The 16,630-nt window shown below is 45.0% G+C and carries 14 protein-coding genes; 11 read left to right on the top strand and 3 right to left on the bottom strand.

The window, feature by feature from the left end:
- From HPT30_RS03915 to bioC, 3 genes are all read left to right on the top strand, one after another.
- Positions 1–593: aminotransferase class I/II-fold pyridoxal phosphate-dependent enzyme (locus HPT30_RS03915; protein ID WP_175370183.1), on the top strand; the 593-nt coding region annotated here is incomplete at its 5' end.
- Positions 590–1,387, top strand: a complete 798-nt coding sequence (locus tag HPT30_RS03910; protein WP_246316918.1) for an alpha/beta fold hydrolase — start codon at positions 590–592, stop codon at positions 1,385–1,387. The genes HPT30_RS03915 and HPT30_RS03910, both read left to right, overlap by 4 nt.
- Positions 1,368–2,234, top strand: coding sequence for a malonyl-ACP O-methyltransferase BioC (gene bioC / locus HPT30_RS03905; protein ID WP_175370182.1), 867 nt, complete (start codon positions 1,368–1,370; stop codon positions 2,232–2,234). Before HPT30_RS03910 ends, bioC begins: the two co-directional genes overlap by 20 nt.
- A gap of 330 nt (positions 2,235–2,564) precedes the next feature.
- Here bioC and HPT30_RS03900 read toward each other — a convergent pair whose 3' ends face one another.
- On the bottom strand, positions 2,565–3,563 hold the full coding sequence (locus HPT30_RS03900) for a beta-ketoacyl-ACP synthase III (protein ID WP_175370181.1): 999 nt from the start codon (positions 3,561–3,563) through the stop codon (positions 2,565–2,567).
- A 228-nt stretch (positions 3,564–3,791) separates the two neighbouring features.
- On the opposite strand from HPT30_RS03900, the gene HPT30_RS03895 reads away from it, so the two are divergent.
- From HPT30_RS03895 to HPT30_RS03875, 5 genes are read left to right on the top strand one after another with little or no spacing between them, the layout of a single operon-like run.
- A complete protein-coding gene (locus HPT30_RS03895; protein ID WP_312876290.1) occupies positions 3,792–4,358 on the top strand; it encodes a TetR/AcrR family transcriptional regulator in 567 nt (188 codons plus the stop codon).
- A 25-nt stretch (positions 4,359–4,383) separates the two neighbouring features.
- Positions 4,384–7,134: a PEP/pyruvate-binding domain-containing protein gene (locus HPT30_RS03890; RefSeq protein WP_175370180.1), complete on the top strand. Its 2,751-nt coding sequence runs from the start codon at positions 4,384–4,386 to the stop codon at positions 7,132–7,134.
- A gap of 5 nt (positions 7,135–7,139) precedes the next feature.
- Positions 7,140–7,943, top strand: a complete 804-nt coding sequence (locus HPT30_RS03885) for an efflux RND transporter periplasmic adaptor subunit (RefSeq protein ID WP_175370179.1) — start codon at positions 7,140–7,142, stop codon at positions 7,941–7,943.
- A 9-nt stretch (positions 7,944–7,952) separates the two neighbouring features.
- The gene (locus HPT30_RS03880) at positions 7,953–8,723 is read left to right on the top strand and encodes an ABC transporter ATP-binding protein (RefSeq protein WP_175370178.1); all 771 of its coding nucleotides are present in this window, start codon (positions 7,953–7,955) and stop codon (positions 8,721–8,723) included.
- Positions 8,716–9,864, top strand: coding sequence for an ABC transporter permease (locus HPT30_RS03875; protein WP_175370177.1), 1,149 nt, complete (start codon positions 8,716–8,718; stop codon positions 9,862–9,864). The genes HPT30_RS03880 and HPT30_RS03875 overlap by 8 nt, the downstream gene beginning before the upstream one ends.
- Before the next feature lie 91 nt (positions 9,865–9,955).
- Here the strand turns inward: HPT30_RS03875 and HPT30_RS03870 are convergent, their stop codons facing one another.
- Positions 9,956–11,236: an APC family permease gene (locus tag HPT30_RS03870; protein ID WP_175370176.1), complete on the bottom strand. Its 1,281-nt coding sequence runs from the start codon at positions 11,234–11,236 to the stop codon at positions 9,956–9,958.
- A 127-nt stretch (positions 11,237–11,363) separates the two neighbouring features.
- On the opposite strand from HPT30_RS03870, the gene HPT30_RS03865 reads away from it, so the two are divergent.
- Positions 11,364–12,332: a LysR family transcriptional regulator gene (locus tag HPT30_RS03865; RefSeq protein WP_175370175.1), complete on the top strand. Its 969-nt coding sequence runs from the start codon at positions 11,364–11,366 to the stop codon at positions 12,330–12,332.
- Between the two features lie 87 nt (positions 12,333–12,419).
- On the top strand, positions 12,420–13,280 hold the full coding sequence (locus HPT30_RS03860; RefSeq protein WP_246316920.1) for a tyrosine-type recombinase/integrase: 861 nt from the start codon (positions 12,420–12,422) through the stop codon (positions 13,278–13,280).
- Between the two features lie 625 nt (positions 13,281–13,905).
- Here the strand turns inward: HPT30_RS03860 and HPT30_RS03855 are convergent.
- Positions 13,906–14,829 carry an L-lactate dehydrogenase gene (locus HPT30_RS03855; protein ID WP_066361404.1) on the bottom strand — a complete coding sequence of 308 codons (924 nt, stop codon included), beginning with the start codon at positions 14,827–14,829 and terminating at the stop codon, positions 13,906–13,908.
- A gap of 418 nt (positions 14,830–15,247) precedes the next feature.
- Here HPT30_RS03855 and bcaP point away from each other — a divergent pair, with 418 nt between their 5' ends.
- The gene (gene bcaP, locus HPT30_RS03850; protein ID WP_175370173.1) at positions 15,248–16,630 is read left to right on the top strand and encodes a branched-chain amino acid transporter BcaP; all 1,383 of its coding nucleotides are present in this window, start codon (positions 15,248–15,250) and stop codon (positions 16,628–16,630) included.

Genomic DNA, 16,630 nt, shown 5'->3' with positions numbered 1-16,630 from the left:
AGTACGGAGCGATGCTAATGGTGGATGAGGCACATAGCGGGGGGATCTACGGGGGGAGAGGCGAGGGATTGTGTCATGAACTCGGGCTGCAGAATGATGTGGATATTCATATGGGAACCTTCAGCAAATCCTTCGGTGTCTATGGCGCTTATATTAGTGGCAGCCGCACACTGATTCGATGGTTGGTGAACAAGACCAGGCCACTCATCTATTCAACTGCGTTGCCCCCTTCGATCATAGCTGGTATTTCAAAGTCATTAGTTTTGGTGCAAAAGGAACGCTGGCGTCGAGAAAGACTTTATGCGGTAACCTCATTATTTCGGTCCTTGCTTTGTGACGCCGGATTTAACATCGGTGCCGGTGACTCGCCAATTGTACCTTTAATCGTCGGCGATAACGATCTGGCTTTACGCTTCAGCAGAGCTCTAGAAGAAGAGGGAATTCTAGCGGTTGCCATTCGTCCACCTACTGTGCCTGATGGCACAGCGCGCATTCGCTTTTCCTTGTCAGCCGTTCACAGTGATAAGGAGTTGACCTATGCAGCCGCACGTATCCAGAACATCGGACTTCGACTAGGGGTGTTGAAGCCATGATTGGATTGGATGATATTTCAATGGAGGCTCAGCCAAAGACAAGTGGCACTATATTATGGTTGTGCGGATGGAGTATATCGGATGATATTTTCGATCGGACTCGTGAGTTACTTCCGGATTTCCATCACATTTCTGTAGATTACAGTGATGCTGATTCCCCGGAGGAAATGCTGCTCTTGACAGAAACAGTAGTGAAAAATCTTCTTTATTTGGATGGCGAAGCTTGTAGGAGAAGGGATTTTCACGGTCCGCTGTTAATCGGAGGATGGTCTCTCGGAAGTTTACTGGCACTGAGACTAGCGATTAAAGGATTTGCTGATGGTCTTGTGTTGTTCGGGGCAACTGCTCAATTTACTAGATCGAAAGAGGAGTCCGACCTCGGTTGGGCAGAGATATATGTTAGGAAGATGATTACAGGGCTTACACAGAACCGACAAGATGTTGAAGAAAAATTCCGGCAGCTCATATTTACGGAAGCAGAATGGGAGGCCGCTCTTGGCATAAGCCTTCCCCCAATCGGTAGCTGGACAACCTCAGCGCTAATCGCAGGTCTTCAAATCTTGCGAAGCGTGGAATGCCTGTCTCAAGTGAAGAGCATCACTTGTCCGTTATTTCTTGTGCACGGGACGGAGGATCGTATTTGTCCTTACGGCGCTGCATCGGAGCTGATGGCCCAGTTACCAAAAGCAAAATTACTCACGATACCTGCCAGCGGGCATGCCCCGTTCTTGGGAAGGGAAGAGCAAATAGCTAATGAGCTGAGGAGATGGTGGCATGAGCAGCAGGATAAGTGACATTGGGCGTCAATTTAACCGTAATGCAAATTCGTATGATGCTCACGCTCAAATTCAGTGTTTGATGTCAGATCGGCTTGCAAAATCTTTCTTAGGGTTGATGAACAAAAGCAACATCTCCGGGCCCGACATTCTTGAAATCGGCTGCGGCACGGGAGCGCTGACCGAGATTATAGTAAATGAATGGCCGAGTGCGAATATTACTGCCCTTGATATTGCGCCCGCGATGATCAAACTGGCTAAGCAACGTGTCCTATCAGACGAAGCGAACTTTAATGGCATCAGAAAAATGAATTCGGGCTCTTTACATTTTCTTCATGCTGATATTGAAATGTGGGCGCCCGATGCTAAGGCAGCCTCGTTTGATCTCATCGTCTCCAACGCCTGCTTTCAATGGCTGAGTAATCCTGGGCGAACACTTGGTCACCTTCGGCGGATGCTGCGTCCTGGAGGTTTGCTGATATTCACGACATTCGGGCCTGACACATTCTGCGAGATGCATGAAGCTTTTAATGGAGCTTATCGAGCGAATGGATTGGAACCGCAGCGGCACGGACTGAGGTTTCTATCAACCGATGAATGGAACAGCATGCTTAAGGAATCAGGATTTTCAAGTATCCAATTGGAACGCTCGCTTCAAACGGAAAAGTATGCTTCAGCAAGAGACTTTCTACACTCGGTAAAATCGATGGGAGCCAGCACTTCTGAGGCTGTTAATGTGCGTGGTCTCAGTTCGAGACAGCTGTTCGCCAGCATGTATAAGGAATACGAGGAGAAGTTCAGCATAGAGGGAGGTGTTACTGCCAGTTATGATCTTCTATTGATCCAAGCATCGGCGGAAGGGTAGATAAGCTCTATAACTAATAATAGTAGCCCAATAACGGCAGCGGGGTCTGGAACATTGTATTTCATGTTCCAGACCCCGCTGTTTTTTTTAAGAGCTTTTGATCCCTTTTTAAGAGCATTCGTAAGATTTCTCATACTGAAATCGGCAATCGGTAGAGGTTCTTGTCCTCCGACAGGATGTAGTTATTTGAGGCTAAATAAGGGTAAAAAGGCTCTAAAATAACTGCGTATAACACAAATTATACGCTGTTTTAGTTTAAATCGATTAAATATCAATAAGAAGGGCAAGTGTAGGTGCAAAAATGAAGGGAATTACGGCTAAAATGAGCGACTAATAGACCAAAACCACGGCTCCGAGAGAAAGGCCAGCAGAAGTACCCATCAGCAATAATCTTTCTCCTCTTTGAACTCGTTTTTGTTTGATGCACTCATGCAGGGCCATAGGGATTGAGGCTGCAATTACATTGCCGTGTGTGGAAATGATATTCATAAATTTCTCTTCTTTATAATTTAGCTTCTGTCTCATGATCCGCATGGCCAAGCCACTAGCTTGATGTGGTATAACCATATGTATGTCTTGCTTGCTGATAGACGTCTGATCGAAAAGTCGCTTCATGAAGTTATGAATGACTTTGGAGGAAAGTTTAAAGACGGCTCGACCATTCATATTAAATAAATAATCATCCAAATTATCTCCATTATATTCTGTTGATGGAATACGGGTTCCGCCTCCGCGAATCTCGGTATAAGAGGCGCCCTCTACATAGGTTTCAGTTAATGAGGTTAAGAGTTCAGAAGATTCATGCTCTTCGCTTCGACTTATGATAGCTGCTGCTGCTCCATCGCCAAAGAGAATGCAGCTTTCTTTTTGTTTCCAGTTTAATCCTGGCGATGCAATTTCACTGGATACAATCAGCACATTTTTATACTTCCTCTCATGTACGAGAAATGAAACTACGTCCAGCGCAGTTACGAAGCTTAAGCATGTTGAATTAATGTCAAAGCAGGGGATATTGGAATTGCCCATGTCGAGTTTAATTTTGATGAGTGCAGCTGTGCAAGGGATAGGTTGTTCATAAGTGCCGCTTGCAGATACAATGCAGTCTATATCCTCCAGTTCCAAACCGGCATCCTTAATCGCTTCTCTGGCGGCATTTGCACCCATTTCCGATGTGGATTCAGTATCCACGTAATGACGATAAGCTACGCCTGACTTTTGTTCTGTCCAGCCTTCAGGTAAACCTAACTTGCGATCAATCTCTTCTGAAAGTACTTTTCTTTTAGGTAAATATTTTCCGGTACCCATGATTTTGATCTTTCTACTATTCATTTTTTACCTCCCGATAATAATTAATAGAATAATATGTAATTTCATGGTGTAAATTGGATTAAATTTAACACAGAATAAAATAATTGTAAATATATATTAAATAAAACAATAAATACCTTTTTTGATATTGACAATAGCACAAAATGGAAATAAAATAACAATAAATCATCCCGACCGATCGGGCGGTCGGTCGGTCGATTACAAGTTTAACCTAAGGAGTGAGAACCCATAGATAACTCTTTTGCTAAAATACTAGAAGTATCCAATATGCTTTTTAAAAGTAAGGGTTATAAAGGAACTTCGGTAAGAGAGATTGCTGAACATTCCGGATTGGCGAAAGCGACAATCTATCACTACTTTCCAGACAAAGAAGCTATTGTGCAACAGCTGTTGGTAGAAACTATCTTTAAATTTCACGAAGTTGCACAATCTATAAGCGAAATAGCCGATCCTAGAGCGAGACTAACTGTCGGCGCTGAAATAACCATTTCTTTTTTGTATGAGTCATCTTCAGTAATACAGTTGGTGCGGCAGGAATTACCGGCACTTTGGAATAAGAATAAGCCGGAATTACTACCAATCTATGAACGCTACCTATCACTCTTATCTCAAGCAATTGATCAGGGAATAGAAGAAGGTATATTTAGAGCAATAAACTCACAAGAGGCTGCAATAGTTCTGCTAAACCTTATACAAGGAACATATGCCTCGATTCGATTAGTTGGACTTGGTGAGAAACAAACGTATAGTACGGCGGGAATCCTGGATATTTTTTTCAATGGAATTGTAAAGTGATCTAACGTGGAAAGCGGGGAGCATTTTGAAATACATTAAATTTTTAGATGTGATCGATGATGAAGCGTTAAGTCTGGTTGGTGGGAAAGCTGCCAATCTTGGACGTTTGATTAAAGGTGATTTTCAGGTCCCTCCTGGCTTTTGTATTACAACTGATGCCTATTGGCATTTTTTAAAGAGCAATGAGTTGGCTCAGAAAATCAACGACGCACTAACAGTAAATGAAACTGTGCTTTTTAACACGCAGTCTTCTGAAGCGAAGATTAGAGCCTTTTTTGATGCTGGAGAGATTCCTCTTGAGATCATTAAAGAAGTTGAGCAGGCTTACGAGCTGCTAAATCAGCAGACGGATGCTGGAGATTGTTGTCCGGTTGCGGTGCGATCTTCTGCAACATCTGAAGACCTTCCGAATATGTCTTTTGCCGGGCAACAAGATACCTTTTTACATGTGACGGGGATCGATTCCTTGCTTTCTAATGTTGTTCAATGTTGGAGCAGTCTATGGACAGCAAGAGCGATAGATTATCGCAATAGAAATGCTGTTGTTCATGAAGACCAGGCTTTGGCGGTAGTTGTACAACAGATGATTCCAAGCAGGGTTTCAGGAGTGCTCTTTACAGCAAATCCATTGACGGGAAAAAGAACGGAAATTGTGATCGATGCCACATGGGGCTTAGGAGAGTCCTTAGTTTCAGGACAGGTAGACCCGGATCATTTTGTAGTAGACGTATCCTCTAGAGAAATTGTATCAACGTATTTGGGTGAGAAAGGATTAATTATTCGTGGCAAACCAGAAGGAGGCATTGAAGAGGTTGAAGAAGTAGAGGGTTCATCTGTACCAACACTTAACGACTCTGAAATCATGGAATTAGTCATGGTAGGAGAGCGGATTCAAGATTACTTCAAACATCCTCAGGATGTAGAGTGGGCTCTAAATGATCAGGGTGTCTTTTATATCGTTCAGTCTCGTTCAATAACTTCTTTGTTTCCAATCCCGCAAACCTACCACAAGGAACACTCGAAAGAGGAGGAGAAGTCACTCCAGGTTTGGTTCTCCTTTGCTTCCTGGCAAGGGGTTATGACTCCCTTTACTCCAATGGGGCAAAGTATTTTATCAGATATCATCGGAAATATATCCGGATATTTAGGATTTAGAGAGCTAACTTTGAAACAGCGAGCCTTTTATATAGCAGCAGAACGTTTTTATGTAAATATTACCCCACTCGTGCGTGACACCTTGGGACGCAGAATTATATTGACGATCATGTCTTCCTTAGACCCGACAATTCATTCAATACTAAATAGGATTACTCGAGAAGGAGACCCGTGGCTGAACTCTTCCTCACAAGCCATAAAGCTTCTGTTAAAGCCGCGTTTTCTGTGGAAACTAGGGCAAATGTGGATAGAAACAGCTAGAAATTTAATTTTTGTCAAAACCGCGCCTGATAAATTACAGAGACATATTGAGTCAGCATTAACCAATATTGCCAAACGAGATCAAGATAAGCCAATCGATCTATTACGGCAAGTAAAAGAGTATTCAGCAGCTCTGCCTGAACTCTTATTTCGCCATTTGCTACCTGGGACTCTGTCTGGACATCTTCCAATGCAATTGCTCCTTAGACTTACTTCGACACTGCCTCGGGGGATGCAAATTTCTTTGGATCTTACGCGAAGTCTGCCCAATAACATTACTTCGGAAATGGATTTTCAATTATGGAATATTGCTTTAGCTGTGAAGGAGGATCAAGAAAGTTACAAATGTATCCGTCTCTTGACTGATTCTGAACTTTCAAATCGATATTTGGATAATCGACTACCAAATAAGGTGCAGAGGCTACTGATGGATTTTTTTCAAAATTATGGAATGCGGGGAATTGCAGAAATTGATATTGGACGAAAAAGATGGACAGAGGATCCAACACATGTATTTCATGTATTAAAAAGTTATCTAGAGGTCAAGGATAATCAGTCTTCTCCTGTTGAACTCTATCAAATGGGTGTGATGAAGGCGGCAGAAGCAGAGCGTGAATTGGAGTCATCATTCAAAAAAGGTTTGTCCGGGAGTCTGAAAAGACGGTTGGCTCTGATATCCTCGAAGCGCCTGCGTTTGTTGGGGGGGTTGCGTGAAACACCGAAGTTTGCAATTATTTGTTTTTTGGATAAGATTCGCAGTAATTTAATGTGTATTGGAACAGTGTTGACCAAGAAAGATCTGCTTGCAGCCGTAGATGATATTTTTTATTTGCATATTGATGAAGTGGAGCAATTAATCGTAAATGAAGACGAGAACTCCGAAGCAACAAATAAATGGAAAAACCTAATTGAGGATCGAAAAGAAAGATACTTGCAAGAGAACCGGCGGAAACGAATTCCGCGTTTACTGCTTAGTGACGGTACTGCTTTTTACGATGAGCAACTTGGAAGTGGAGAGGTTTCACAGAAGTTGTCTGGCAATCCCGTCTCACCTGGTATAGTGAAGGGAAGGGTGTGTGTGATGCATGATCCTAAAGAAGTTCAGCTAACACCTGGAGATATACTCGTTTGTCCTGCGACAGATCCTGCGTGGACACCTCTATTCCTCATAGCAGGCGGATTGATAATGGAGGTCGGTGGGATGATGACTCATGGTTCTGTCGTTGCGCGTGAATATGGAATACCGGCAATTGTAGGAGCTATAAATGCAACTAGTCGATTGCAGACGGGGCAAATGATAAGAATGGACGGGATGAGCGGGGAAATTGAAATACTATCTGATAATGATGATGGGAGGTAGGCACAATGATCAAGAGAGGCAGGAAGATGATGATTACTTCTATACTGAATGCTCGGTTAGCGAAAATTTTTATTACAGCAACCTTCATTTTCTATGCATTGCTAGTATCTGGCTGTTCTACTGAGTCTAAACTTAGATTAAGTGGTAATGTGGAGGGTGATAATTATACGGTCAGAAGTGAAGTGAGTGGAACGCTTACCGAGGTGTTAAAAAAAGAAGGTGACTCGATTCAAAAGGGAGAATCGCTATTCGTACTCGATTCTTCCATGCAGCAGTTAATAGTAAACCAACAGGAAGCGATTGTTCGTGGTAAAAAAGAGAAATTGAAAGAGGCCCAAAATGATAATGACGGGTCCGCAAGTGAAATCGCCCAACTAACTGCAGACGTCGATGCTGCAACCGCTCAATTGGATCAAGCAAATCTTCTGCTTCAGAAACATAGGATTATTGCAACCGTAACAGGCGTGTATACAAATAGATTCGTTCAAATCGGAGATATAATCAGTGTTGGAACAGCAGTTGCTATCTTAGCAGGTCCCGAAGAAAGAAAAGTAAGCTTCTATATCCCACAAGCATATCTAGATCGCATTCAATTGAATCAAAAAGTAGATTTGGAAATTAAGGGACGAAATGATGATAAACTACAAGGGACTATCACATTCATAGCGGAAGAAGCTGATTTTTCATCTGAGAACATTAAAAATTCAAATAACAACGATTATTCATCATTTAAATTTATAGTTCAGGTCGATAAGGGACAAAATTTAAAACCCGGAATGACTGCTGATGCAATTATTCCTTTGGAATAGGGGGAAGTTATGGAATATGCTATTGAAGTGGAAGGTTTAAGCAAACATTTCGGAAGTTATGCTGCGGTGGATAACATTAGCTTTTCAGTTCCAAAGAACAAAATCTTTGGTTTTCTGGGCCCCAATGGGTCTGGGAAGTCGACTACAATTCGTATGTTGTGTGGTGTTCTGCTCCCTACGGCTGGAAACTTGCGGGTTCTCGGAAAAGATGTAAAAACAAATACTGATTTTGTTCGTCAGAATTTAGGGTATATGTCACAGAAGTTTAGTTTGTACGAAGATTTGAGTGTGGAGAAGAATCTGGATTTTTATGCCGGGATCTATGGATTGAATAAGTCTGCCCGTGAAGTGAGGAAAAGGGAACTGCTAAGCATGGCCAAACTTGAAGGAAGAGAGAAACAGATTGCAGGGCACCTTTCAGGGGGATGGAAGCAGCGGCTGGCACTGGGGTGTGCAATGATTCATCGACCACAGCTAATGATACTTGATGAACCAACTGCAGGTGTTGACCCTATTTCTCGCAGAGAGTTCTGGGGGATCATTCGAGAACTTGCAGATCAAGGGACTTCATTTTTGATTACTACTCATTATATGGATGAAGCAGAACGCTGTGATTTAATAGGATTCATCTATAACGGGAAAATTATAGGTGACGTAGTCTCTCCCATCCATCTTTTAGAACAAGAACGTGCTAAGGGAATAGAGGATGTATTTGTTCGCTATGTTGACAGAATGAACAAGGAGGAAAGTTCTCCGGGGATAGGAGGCTATAATGCGTAATCGCTTCAGCTTCCAGAGATTTTGGTCTATTGTGAAAAAAGAGTTTTTTCAGATTATAAGAGATCCGGTCAGTATAAAGGTCCCTATTGTAATCCCCATTGTTTGGATTGTTTTATTCGGGTACTCTGTACAAAACAATGTCGATCATATTGCCCTAGCTGTTTTTGATCAGAGTAAAACACAGGAGAGTCGTGAGTTGGTTAGTCTCTTCTCTAATTCAGGATCATTCACTGTCGCTAAAGATGTGGCTTCAATATCTGAGCTGTCTGATTTACTTGATGCTGGTAAAGTACGGTCTGGAATAGTGATTCCTCCTAATTTTCAGAAGGCGTTACAGTCAGGAGAGGCTGCCAAGGTGAAATTCCTGGTTGATGGAACAGATCCAACCATCGCGGGTACGGCTCTTAATAGTGCATCTCTAGTCTGGAAAGATTACATTGCAGATATAACCGGGCAACGTATGAATCTTCTTGGAATTGGAGAGAGCTCTGGATTTAATTCGTTGGTATTGGCTACTGATATTAAATATAATCCTACGATGGAAAACTCCGTATTCAGTATTCCAGGATTAATTGCTTTGATTGTACAAAACATCACCATTATGTTGTCTGCGTTCACGCTAGTCCGAGAGCGGGAGAAAGGTACCATCGAACAATTAATGGTGACTCCTGTAAAAGCAAGTGAGCTGATTTTTGGCAAACTAATACCTTACATTGTAATTGGTTATATTGGTTTTTTATTTTCGCTAATTATCTGTATCTTGCTGTTTGGAGTACACATTTCCGGTAGTTTTCCGCTATTTCTAGGGTTGTGTTTTCTTTTTGTGCTATGCACATTATCTATAGGCATTCTTATTTCAACAATCGCTAAAACTCAAGTGCAAGCCATGAATTACACCTCATTAATATTGTTGCCTAGCGTTTTACTGTCTGGTTTTATTTTTCCGAGGGAAGCAATGCCTGTAGTTATTGATACACTAAGCTATTTAATTCCTCTAACATATTTTATTGAAATAACCCGAGGGATAATGGTAAAGGGTGTGGGTATTGAGTTTTTAATTACGCAGGTAACGGTCTTATGTATTTTTACTTTGGCAATGTTATCGATTGCTTGTATGAGATTTAAAAAAACATTGGACTAATCCGGAAAAAATATTTGTAAAATTAATAAGCTCCCCATACGGTGGTCAGGCGAAGGACAAAAGCCTGGTACTGTATGGGGAGCTTTTTGATCTAATTAATATTTGCTGAATTATTGAGCTCATCACTACTTTTCTTACGGTAAACCACCCAGACAAATAATAGTGAAATGATCAAGGGGTAACCGATCGCCCAACCCGTAAACGGGAAGACAGCGAGTGTCGCCACTAAAGAAATCCAACTGATTGTTACGCCTAACCGATTGCCGCGCAAAAGACGAATTCCGGCTGCACAGCCGCCAATATAGGTCAGGATAAACGTTGCGTTCGGAAATTGGATTAGCGTCGTAATGGACAGCAAGCCGCTTCCATACAGTACGAAGACAATCACAAAACATCCCAACAGAAAGCCGATAGCTCCAGTGGGTGTGTTATACCGTGTCGACAGCGTTCCCATCCACTTGGGCGCATAACCTTGTCGTGCTAAGGCGAAAGCAACCCGGGAGGCTGCGCCGGAATAAGCGATAATAGTCGCCGTGCAGATGAACATGCCGGTAAGTCCGGCAATGAATCCGCCCCAGCGGCCGAGCGGCTGGCTGATGATCCAGACGAGCGATGCGTCAGAGCCGCCTTGAAGGTAGCTTTGGGTGCCCACGGTCGCTAATGCCGAAAGGAAATACAGAATGCCGACGATAATCGCAGCAATCGTGACCCCTTTTACAGCGGCACGCTGCGGGTCCTTGAATTCCTCGGAGAGATGGGAGACCGCCTCCCAGCCAATAAAGCACCAGAATAAGATGGCTGCGGCCTGCCCGACACTCATCCAGCCATGTGGCACGAAAGGTGTAAAATGAACACTCTCCATTCGGGGCAGCGCCGCGGCGAAAGAGAATACAAGCACGGTCACGATGGCGATGACGACGGCCACCTGAATTTTACCGGCTAACTGCATGCCGATCCAGTTGGTGATTAGTCCAATGGCTAACATGCCAGCGGCCAGAGCGATTCTAACATTGTTGTCCCAGCCCATGGCGGCAGTCATATAACCCGCTCCGGTCAAGGACGCGACAGGGCCGCCAATCGGGACGGACATAAGGAAGAACCAGCCCACCAGAGCGCCTGCCTTTGGTCCGAAGGCCAAGGTGACAAAGTGGGATACACCCCCGGCATTGGGGAACTTGGCGGAGAGTAGCCCCATGGATAGTGCCATTGGTAGGATCAGGAGTGTCATGAATCCCCAGGCCAGCAGGGAGGCGGGACCCGCCATCTCCGCAGCTAGTCCGGGGACAATTAGGACACCAGAACCAAGTACGGCTCCTATATATAGTGCGATTGCTTGTGGCATGCCAATATGACGTTGTAACGTTTGCTTCATTAATATTGATCCTGCTTTCCTTGTGTTTTGTTATAGAGTATCAGATAATAAACCCATTGGAAAAACAGAATTATCGAATCTTATCCATCTGAAAAACCGATGGTTGAATTCATAGACAGGAGGCCACATGGAATCGCGTCATTTATTTACCTTTTTGGTTGTGGTGGAGACCGGTAGTTTCACCCGTGCGGCGCAGAAGCTGGATTACGCACAATCTAGTATTACCGCACAGATTCAGGCGCTGGAGGGGGAACTGGGTCAGCCCTTATTTGACCGAATCAGCAAAAAAATCATCCTGACCGATGCAGGACGCCGTCTGCTACCGTATGCCCAGGAAATCTCCAAAATGCATGCCATGGCTCAGGATGCGCTACGCGCTGGCAGTGAGATCACAGGCACCTTGCGGATCGGTGCGCCCGAATCGCTGGCGGCTTTTCGACTACCGGGGATTATCCGGGAATTCCGTGGCCGCTATCCGCAGGTCCAGATTATTCTCAAGCCGGGAGCTTGCTGGGAACTGACCGACTTCTTGCGTTCTGGAGAGTTGGATATAGCCTTTCTACTGCAGCCTGAGACTGAGTATAAAGATCTGTATGTTGAAACTTTGATCCATGAAGAGATGGCGCTTATTGCTCCGCTGGATCACCCGCTGGTGTTCCTTGAAGAAGTAGAGCCACTCCACTTGAAAGATGAAACTATTCTTCATACGGAGACGGGGTGTACCTACCGGACTTTGTTCGAACATTATTTGAACAGCCATGGCGTTTTTCCTGATCCCAATCTGGAGTTCTGGAGCATCGAGGCGATTAAGCAGTGTGTAATGGCTGGACTGGGTTTATCATTTGTACCGCTGGTGACCGTGCGAAGCGAGCTTGCTGAAGGCAAGATGGCCAAATTAAATTGGAATGATGAATCTCAGCGTGTAGCTACCCAAATTGCTTATCATCATAAAAAGTGGAAATCACCAGCGTTGGCTGAATTTCTATTGACGGTTCAGAAGCACGGGATAGAGTGGAATACAGCGATAGCAGACGTGCAGGACACATTCTCTAGGAAGAAAGGCTACTTTCGCGCGGGGAAATCTATGGTACAATAGATTGTCGAAATCACAGAGAGGGGCTCCATAGGCGTGGACGACTTGAATGAAGAATACGAAGAAGAATTGCATGCCTTCCTCATCTGGATGAAGGATGCCGGATACACCCCATATACGCAGAAATCCTATCTTGCAGATGTGAGGGAGTTTCTGGGTAGTCTGAACGGCAAAAGACTAGATATGGTCAAGAAGCTGCATGTCGTCTCCTTCCTGACCTCGGTCCGCGAACGCGGGGTCAGTGATGCCACCCGTAACCGTAAGCATGCTTCGGTGAATTGCTTTTTCAAGGCGCTGATCGAACTGGAGCTGCATAGAGACAATCCCGCAGCAGGCATCAAGAAATCCAAAACAGAAAAAAACCGGGAGCCCGTTTACCTTGATGAAGGCGATCTGCAGCGCTTTATGTCTGCCATAGAAGGCAAGTACAGACATCGCAACCTGGCCATTTTTTTGCTGATGTCGTATATGGGTCTGCGGGTAGGGGAAGTCCATACGCTGAATATGGGAGACTATAATGTAGAAAGACGTTCGCTTAGAGTGTTCGGAAAAGGGCGGAAGTGGCGGAATATTCCGGTTCCGGAAGACATTGCGCCTTTTCTGGATCAGGCTTTGACCGAGCGGCTTGCGCCTTGGCGCAACAAAGAGGAGGCCATGTTCATCTCGCAAAAAGGACGGCGGCTTTCTATCCGGGCTATTCAGCAGATCGCTACTGACACATTCGACCGTTTTCAGGATGAGATTCCGGCATCCCAGCGGCGACCGTATTCCAGTCACAAGCTGCGTCACTCCTTCGCAACTATGTTACTTCGTAAAGGGGCAGACTTGCGGACGCTTCAGGAGCTGCTGGGCCATTCGTCGATCCAGACGACAACGGTGTATACGCATATTACGAGCCGGGAGAAGGAAGAAGCCATGGCAAAACTGCAAATCTCGCTACCGCAGCGGTAGTCGTTTGCTGTTTGCTGTTGACATAATTACATAATAATTATTATGTTAACCTTATGATTGAACGGGGATACTTTTCAATCAGGCTATAGAAACTCATTTTGGGGATGCCTTGGAATTAGACTCATTCTAGAATCTACAGAGATTGAAGCTCACGCATGGGCGCTAACGGACCGTATCGTCGTTATTTGCAGCTGAAGGCACTCCTAGAACATGTAGTGGACACAGGAGACGCTATTTCCTCCCGAACAGTGGATTTTGAACAGCATTTCTGCTCATAAGGGCACTGGAGTCCGTTAGCTTCCTAATTGCTTGAATCAATAGGCAATAAGGTCTCTGGTGTCCGTTACTTGGCAACAAGCGCTTGAAATATGAGATCGATCGATTATCCCTATAGGCTTGAAGAGGGCATGGGTGAGTAGTGAAAGAGGATTGAAAGAGGAATGGTAGATTCATCAGTCCTTCCAAGTACGATACTTTGAAGCTTTCTCCAAATATGTTCTGAACTATGTGGAGACCAAGCGCTTGGTGGATAAAAATGGTCGGGGGATGACGACGGCACCTGGGAAGAATAGAGGAGTAACAAAAAGCCGCCAGTCAAAAGACTGGCAGCAGCTTGTACAAAAGCTTATAATTCAAGCTTCGCGATTTCGGACTTGAGCTTCTCAGCGGATTTTTGGAAGAGGGCTTGTTCTTCTTCGTTCAGTGGAAGATCAAGAACCTCGCGCACGCCGGAACGGTCAACAATACAAGGAGCACCAAGGAATACATCCGAGACCCCATTGTAATTATTGAGCAGTGTCGAGACGTTCAGGACCGCACCTTCATTATGAAGGATCGAAACGACAATCCGGTCGAGTGCCAGGGCAATCGCATAGGATGTGGACCCTTTGGCGTCGATGATTTCATAGGCTGCGTTCTTGGTATCCTCAAAAATTTCCTTGCGTTCTTCTTCGTCAAAGCCAAGCTCGATCCCGGCCACATTCGCCAGACTCCATACTGGAAGCTCGGAGTCGCCATGCTCTCCAATGATCTGGCCGTGGATGCTGCGCGGATCAATCTCCTTGTGGCGTCCGATCAGATAACGGAATCTTGCGCTATCAAGAACGGTACCGGAGCCGATAACGCGTCTACGGTCAAAACCGCTTATTTTCAATGTCGCATAGGACAAAATATCAACCGGGTTCGTAGCAATCAGCAAAATGGCATGTTGATTGTATTTGGTTATTTTCTGAATGATGTCTTTGAAAATTGAAATGTTCTTTCTTAGCAGGTCAATCCGAGTCTCACCCGGTTTTTGGGAGGCGCCGGCGGTCACAATAATGATATCCGCATCACGGCAATCTTCATAAGTACCTGCCCATAGTTTCACGCCGCCGACAAAGGGCATGCCGTGATTCATATCAAGCGCTTCACCGAGCGCTTTCTGATGATTAACGTCGATCAATACCAGTTCTTGCATCCGTCTGCGCAACAACAAAGTATAGGCGGTTGTCGTTCCGACGGCGCCTGTACCGATTACGACTACGCGGTTGGGCTTTGGGGGGGCCATTGTTCCATCTCCTCCGAATTGCGAATTTTTTGTGTCCAATCTTATCCATCATAATCGTTACAGGTAGTGTTTTCAAGAGGATTGCTGTTAATCCAACATCCGAAAGCGGATTTGTCAACGTACAATTTAAGGATAAAAGAGAATGGACATGTTTACTTTTTCCACAACAATGTTGTTTATGGGAGCTGCTGTGCTGTTTATACTGATACCGAGACCCTAGAAGCGGGTAACCTCTTGATTAATGGCGCTATGGCTTATTTCGCCGGCGTATTCAGTGGTAAAGCTTTTGGAGAAACCGCTAGTGCAAGAGGGGCTGTTACATGTGGCATGATCTTTGTAGGTCTGGGTGATAGGCTGCGGACAGCTTCTCCTGGCGCTTTGTTGTATAATTTATTTACTTGACAGGAGAGTAGTAAGAATGGATTTATTTCGAAAAAAATCGCTGACCGCAGTTCTGGGCGGCGACACTAACAAATTGAACAAAACATTGGGCGCCTTTGATTTGACGGCGCTTGGTGTAGGGGCAGTTATCGGAACAGGAATTTTCGTCGTAACCGGAGTTGCAGCAGCCGAGCACGCTGGACCGGGAATTATTCTGTCCTTTATCCTGGCAGGCATTGCTTGCGTGCTCTCCGCCTTATGTTATTCCGAGCTGGCTTCCGCATTACCCGTGTCCGGGAGTGCTTACGCATACAGTTATGTTGCTTTTGGCGAGCTGCTTGCCTGGATTCTTGGTTGGGATTTGGTGCTCGAGTATGGAGTAGCAGTTGCTGCAGTGGGTAGTGGCTGGTCCGGGTATATTCAGGGGCTGCTGGAAGGCTTCGGCTTGCATTTGCCTACATTGCTCTCCGGGGCGTATAATGCGGACAAAGGTACTTTTATCGATCTGCCTGCAGTCGTCATTATTCTACTGATCTCCTTGCTGCTGACCCGTGGTGCGAAAGAAACGGCTCGTTTTAATGCGATTATGGTCGTAATAAAGCTGGCTGTAGTTTTATTGTTCATTTTCACGGGAATTTTCTATATAAAACCGGAGAACTGGTCGCCTTTCCTCCCCTTCGGTATGCATGGGGTCATGAATGGGGCAGCGACCGTGTTCTTTGCCTATATCGGCTTCGATGCGATCTCCAATGCTGCTGAAGAGGTCAAGAGTCCGCAGCGAGATATACCGATTGGGATCATCTCATCCGTTGTGATCTGTACGGTGTTGTACATATCCGTGTCCCTGGTCCTAACCGGTATTGTTCCTTATTACGATCTGAATGTAAGCGACCCGGTATCCTATGCACTGCGGCTTGTTGACCAGAATTGGATTGCCGGATTGATCTCATTGGGAGCCATTACAGGAATGACTACAGTGCTGCTGGTTATGATGTATGGACAGACTCGTCTGCTCTATGCAATTTCACGTGATGGTTTGCTTCCGAAAAGCCTGTCTAAGGTCAACTCGACGACACAGCAACCAAATCGCAGTATCTGGATGATGGGGATAGTCAGCGCTATCTTGACCGGATTTGTTCCGCTTAGCCGCCTGGCGAATCTGACTAGTATTGGAACATTGTTTGCTTTCTTAGTTGTTTCGATTGGCGTCATTGCCTTACGTTATAGTCAACCCACCTTGAAGCGGGGTTTCAAGGTACCCTGGGTACCTTTCCTTCCGCTGCTCAGTGCTGCGGCTTGTGGCTATCTGATGTACAATCTCGGGAGCGCGACCTGGATCGGATTTCTAATCTGGTTGGTCATCGGCCTGCTGATCTATGCACTATACGGCTATCGCAACAGCAAGCTGAACGGAGACTAA

This window comes from Paenibacillus agri, assembly GCF_013359945.1.
Lineage (GTDB): Bacteria > Bacillota > Bacilli > Paenibacillales > Paenibacillaceae > Paenibacillus_AQ > Paenibacillus_AQ agri.
The sequence above is the reverse complement of the archived record's forward strand: the minus strand, read 5'-3'. Positions and strand labels throughout refer to the sequence as shown.

Bases quoted from the DNA above. Each gene is read 5' to 3' on its own strand.
- bioC (WP_175370182.1), top strand. From the start codon at position 1,368: ATGAGCAGCAGGATAAGTGACATTGGGCGTCAATTTAACCGTAATGCA.
- HPT30_RS03855 (WP_066361404.1), bottom strand. From the start codon at position 14,829: ATGGCCCCCCCAAAGCCCAACCGCGTAGTCGTAATCGGTACAGGCGCC.
- HPT30_RS03885 (WP_175370179.1), top strand. From the start codon at position 7,140: ATGATCAAGAGAGGCAGGAAGATGATGATTACTTCTATACTGAATGCT.
- HPT30_RS03865 (WP_175370175.1), top strand. From the start codon at position 11,364: ATGGAATCGCGTCATTTATTTACCTTTTTGGTTGTGGTGGAGACCGGT.
- bcaP (WP_175370173.1), top strand. From the start codon at position 15,248: ATGGATTTATTTCGAAAAAAATCGCTGACCGCAGTTCTGGGCGGCGAC.
- HPT30_RS03870 (WP_175370176.1), bottom strand. From the start codon at position 11,236: ATGAAGCAAACGTTACAACGTCATATTGGCATGCCACAAGCAATCGCA.
- HPT30_RS03910 (WP_246316918.1), top strand. From the start codon at position 590: ATGATTGGATTGGATGATATTTCAATGGAGGCTCAGCCAAAGACAAGT.
- HPT30_RS03875 (WP_175370177.1), top strand. From the start codon at position 8,716: ATGCGTAATCGCTTCAGCTTCCAGAGATTTTGGTCTATTGTGAAAAAA.
- HPT30_RS03860 (WP_246316920.1), top strand. From the start codon at position 12,420: ATGAAGGATGCCGGATACACCCCATATACGCAGAAATCCTATCTTGCA.
- HPT30_RS03900 (WP_175370181.1), bottom strand. From the start codon at position 3,563: ATGAATAGTAGAAAGATCAAAATCATGGGTACCGGAAAATATTTACCT.
- HPT30_RS03880 (WP_175370178.1), top strand. From the start codon at position 7,953: ATGGAATATGCTATTGAAGTGGAAGGTTTAAGCAAACATTTCGGAAGT.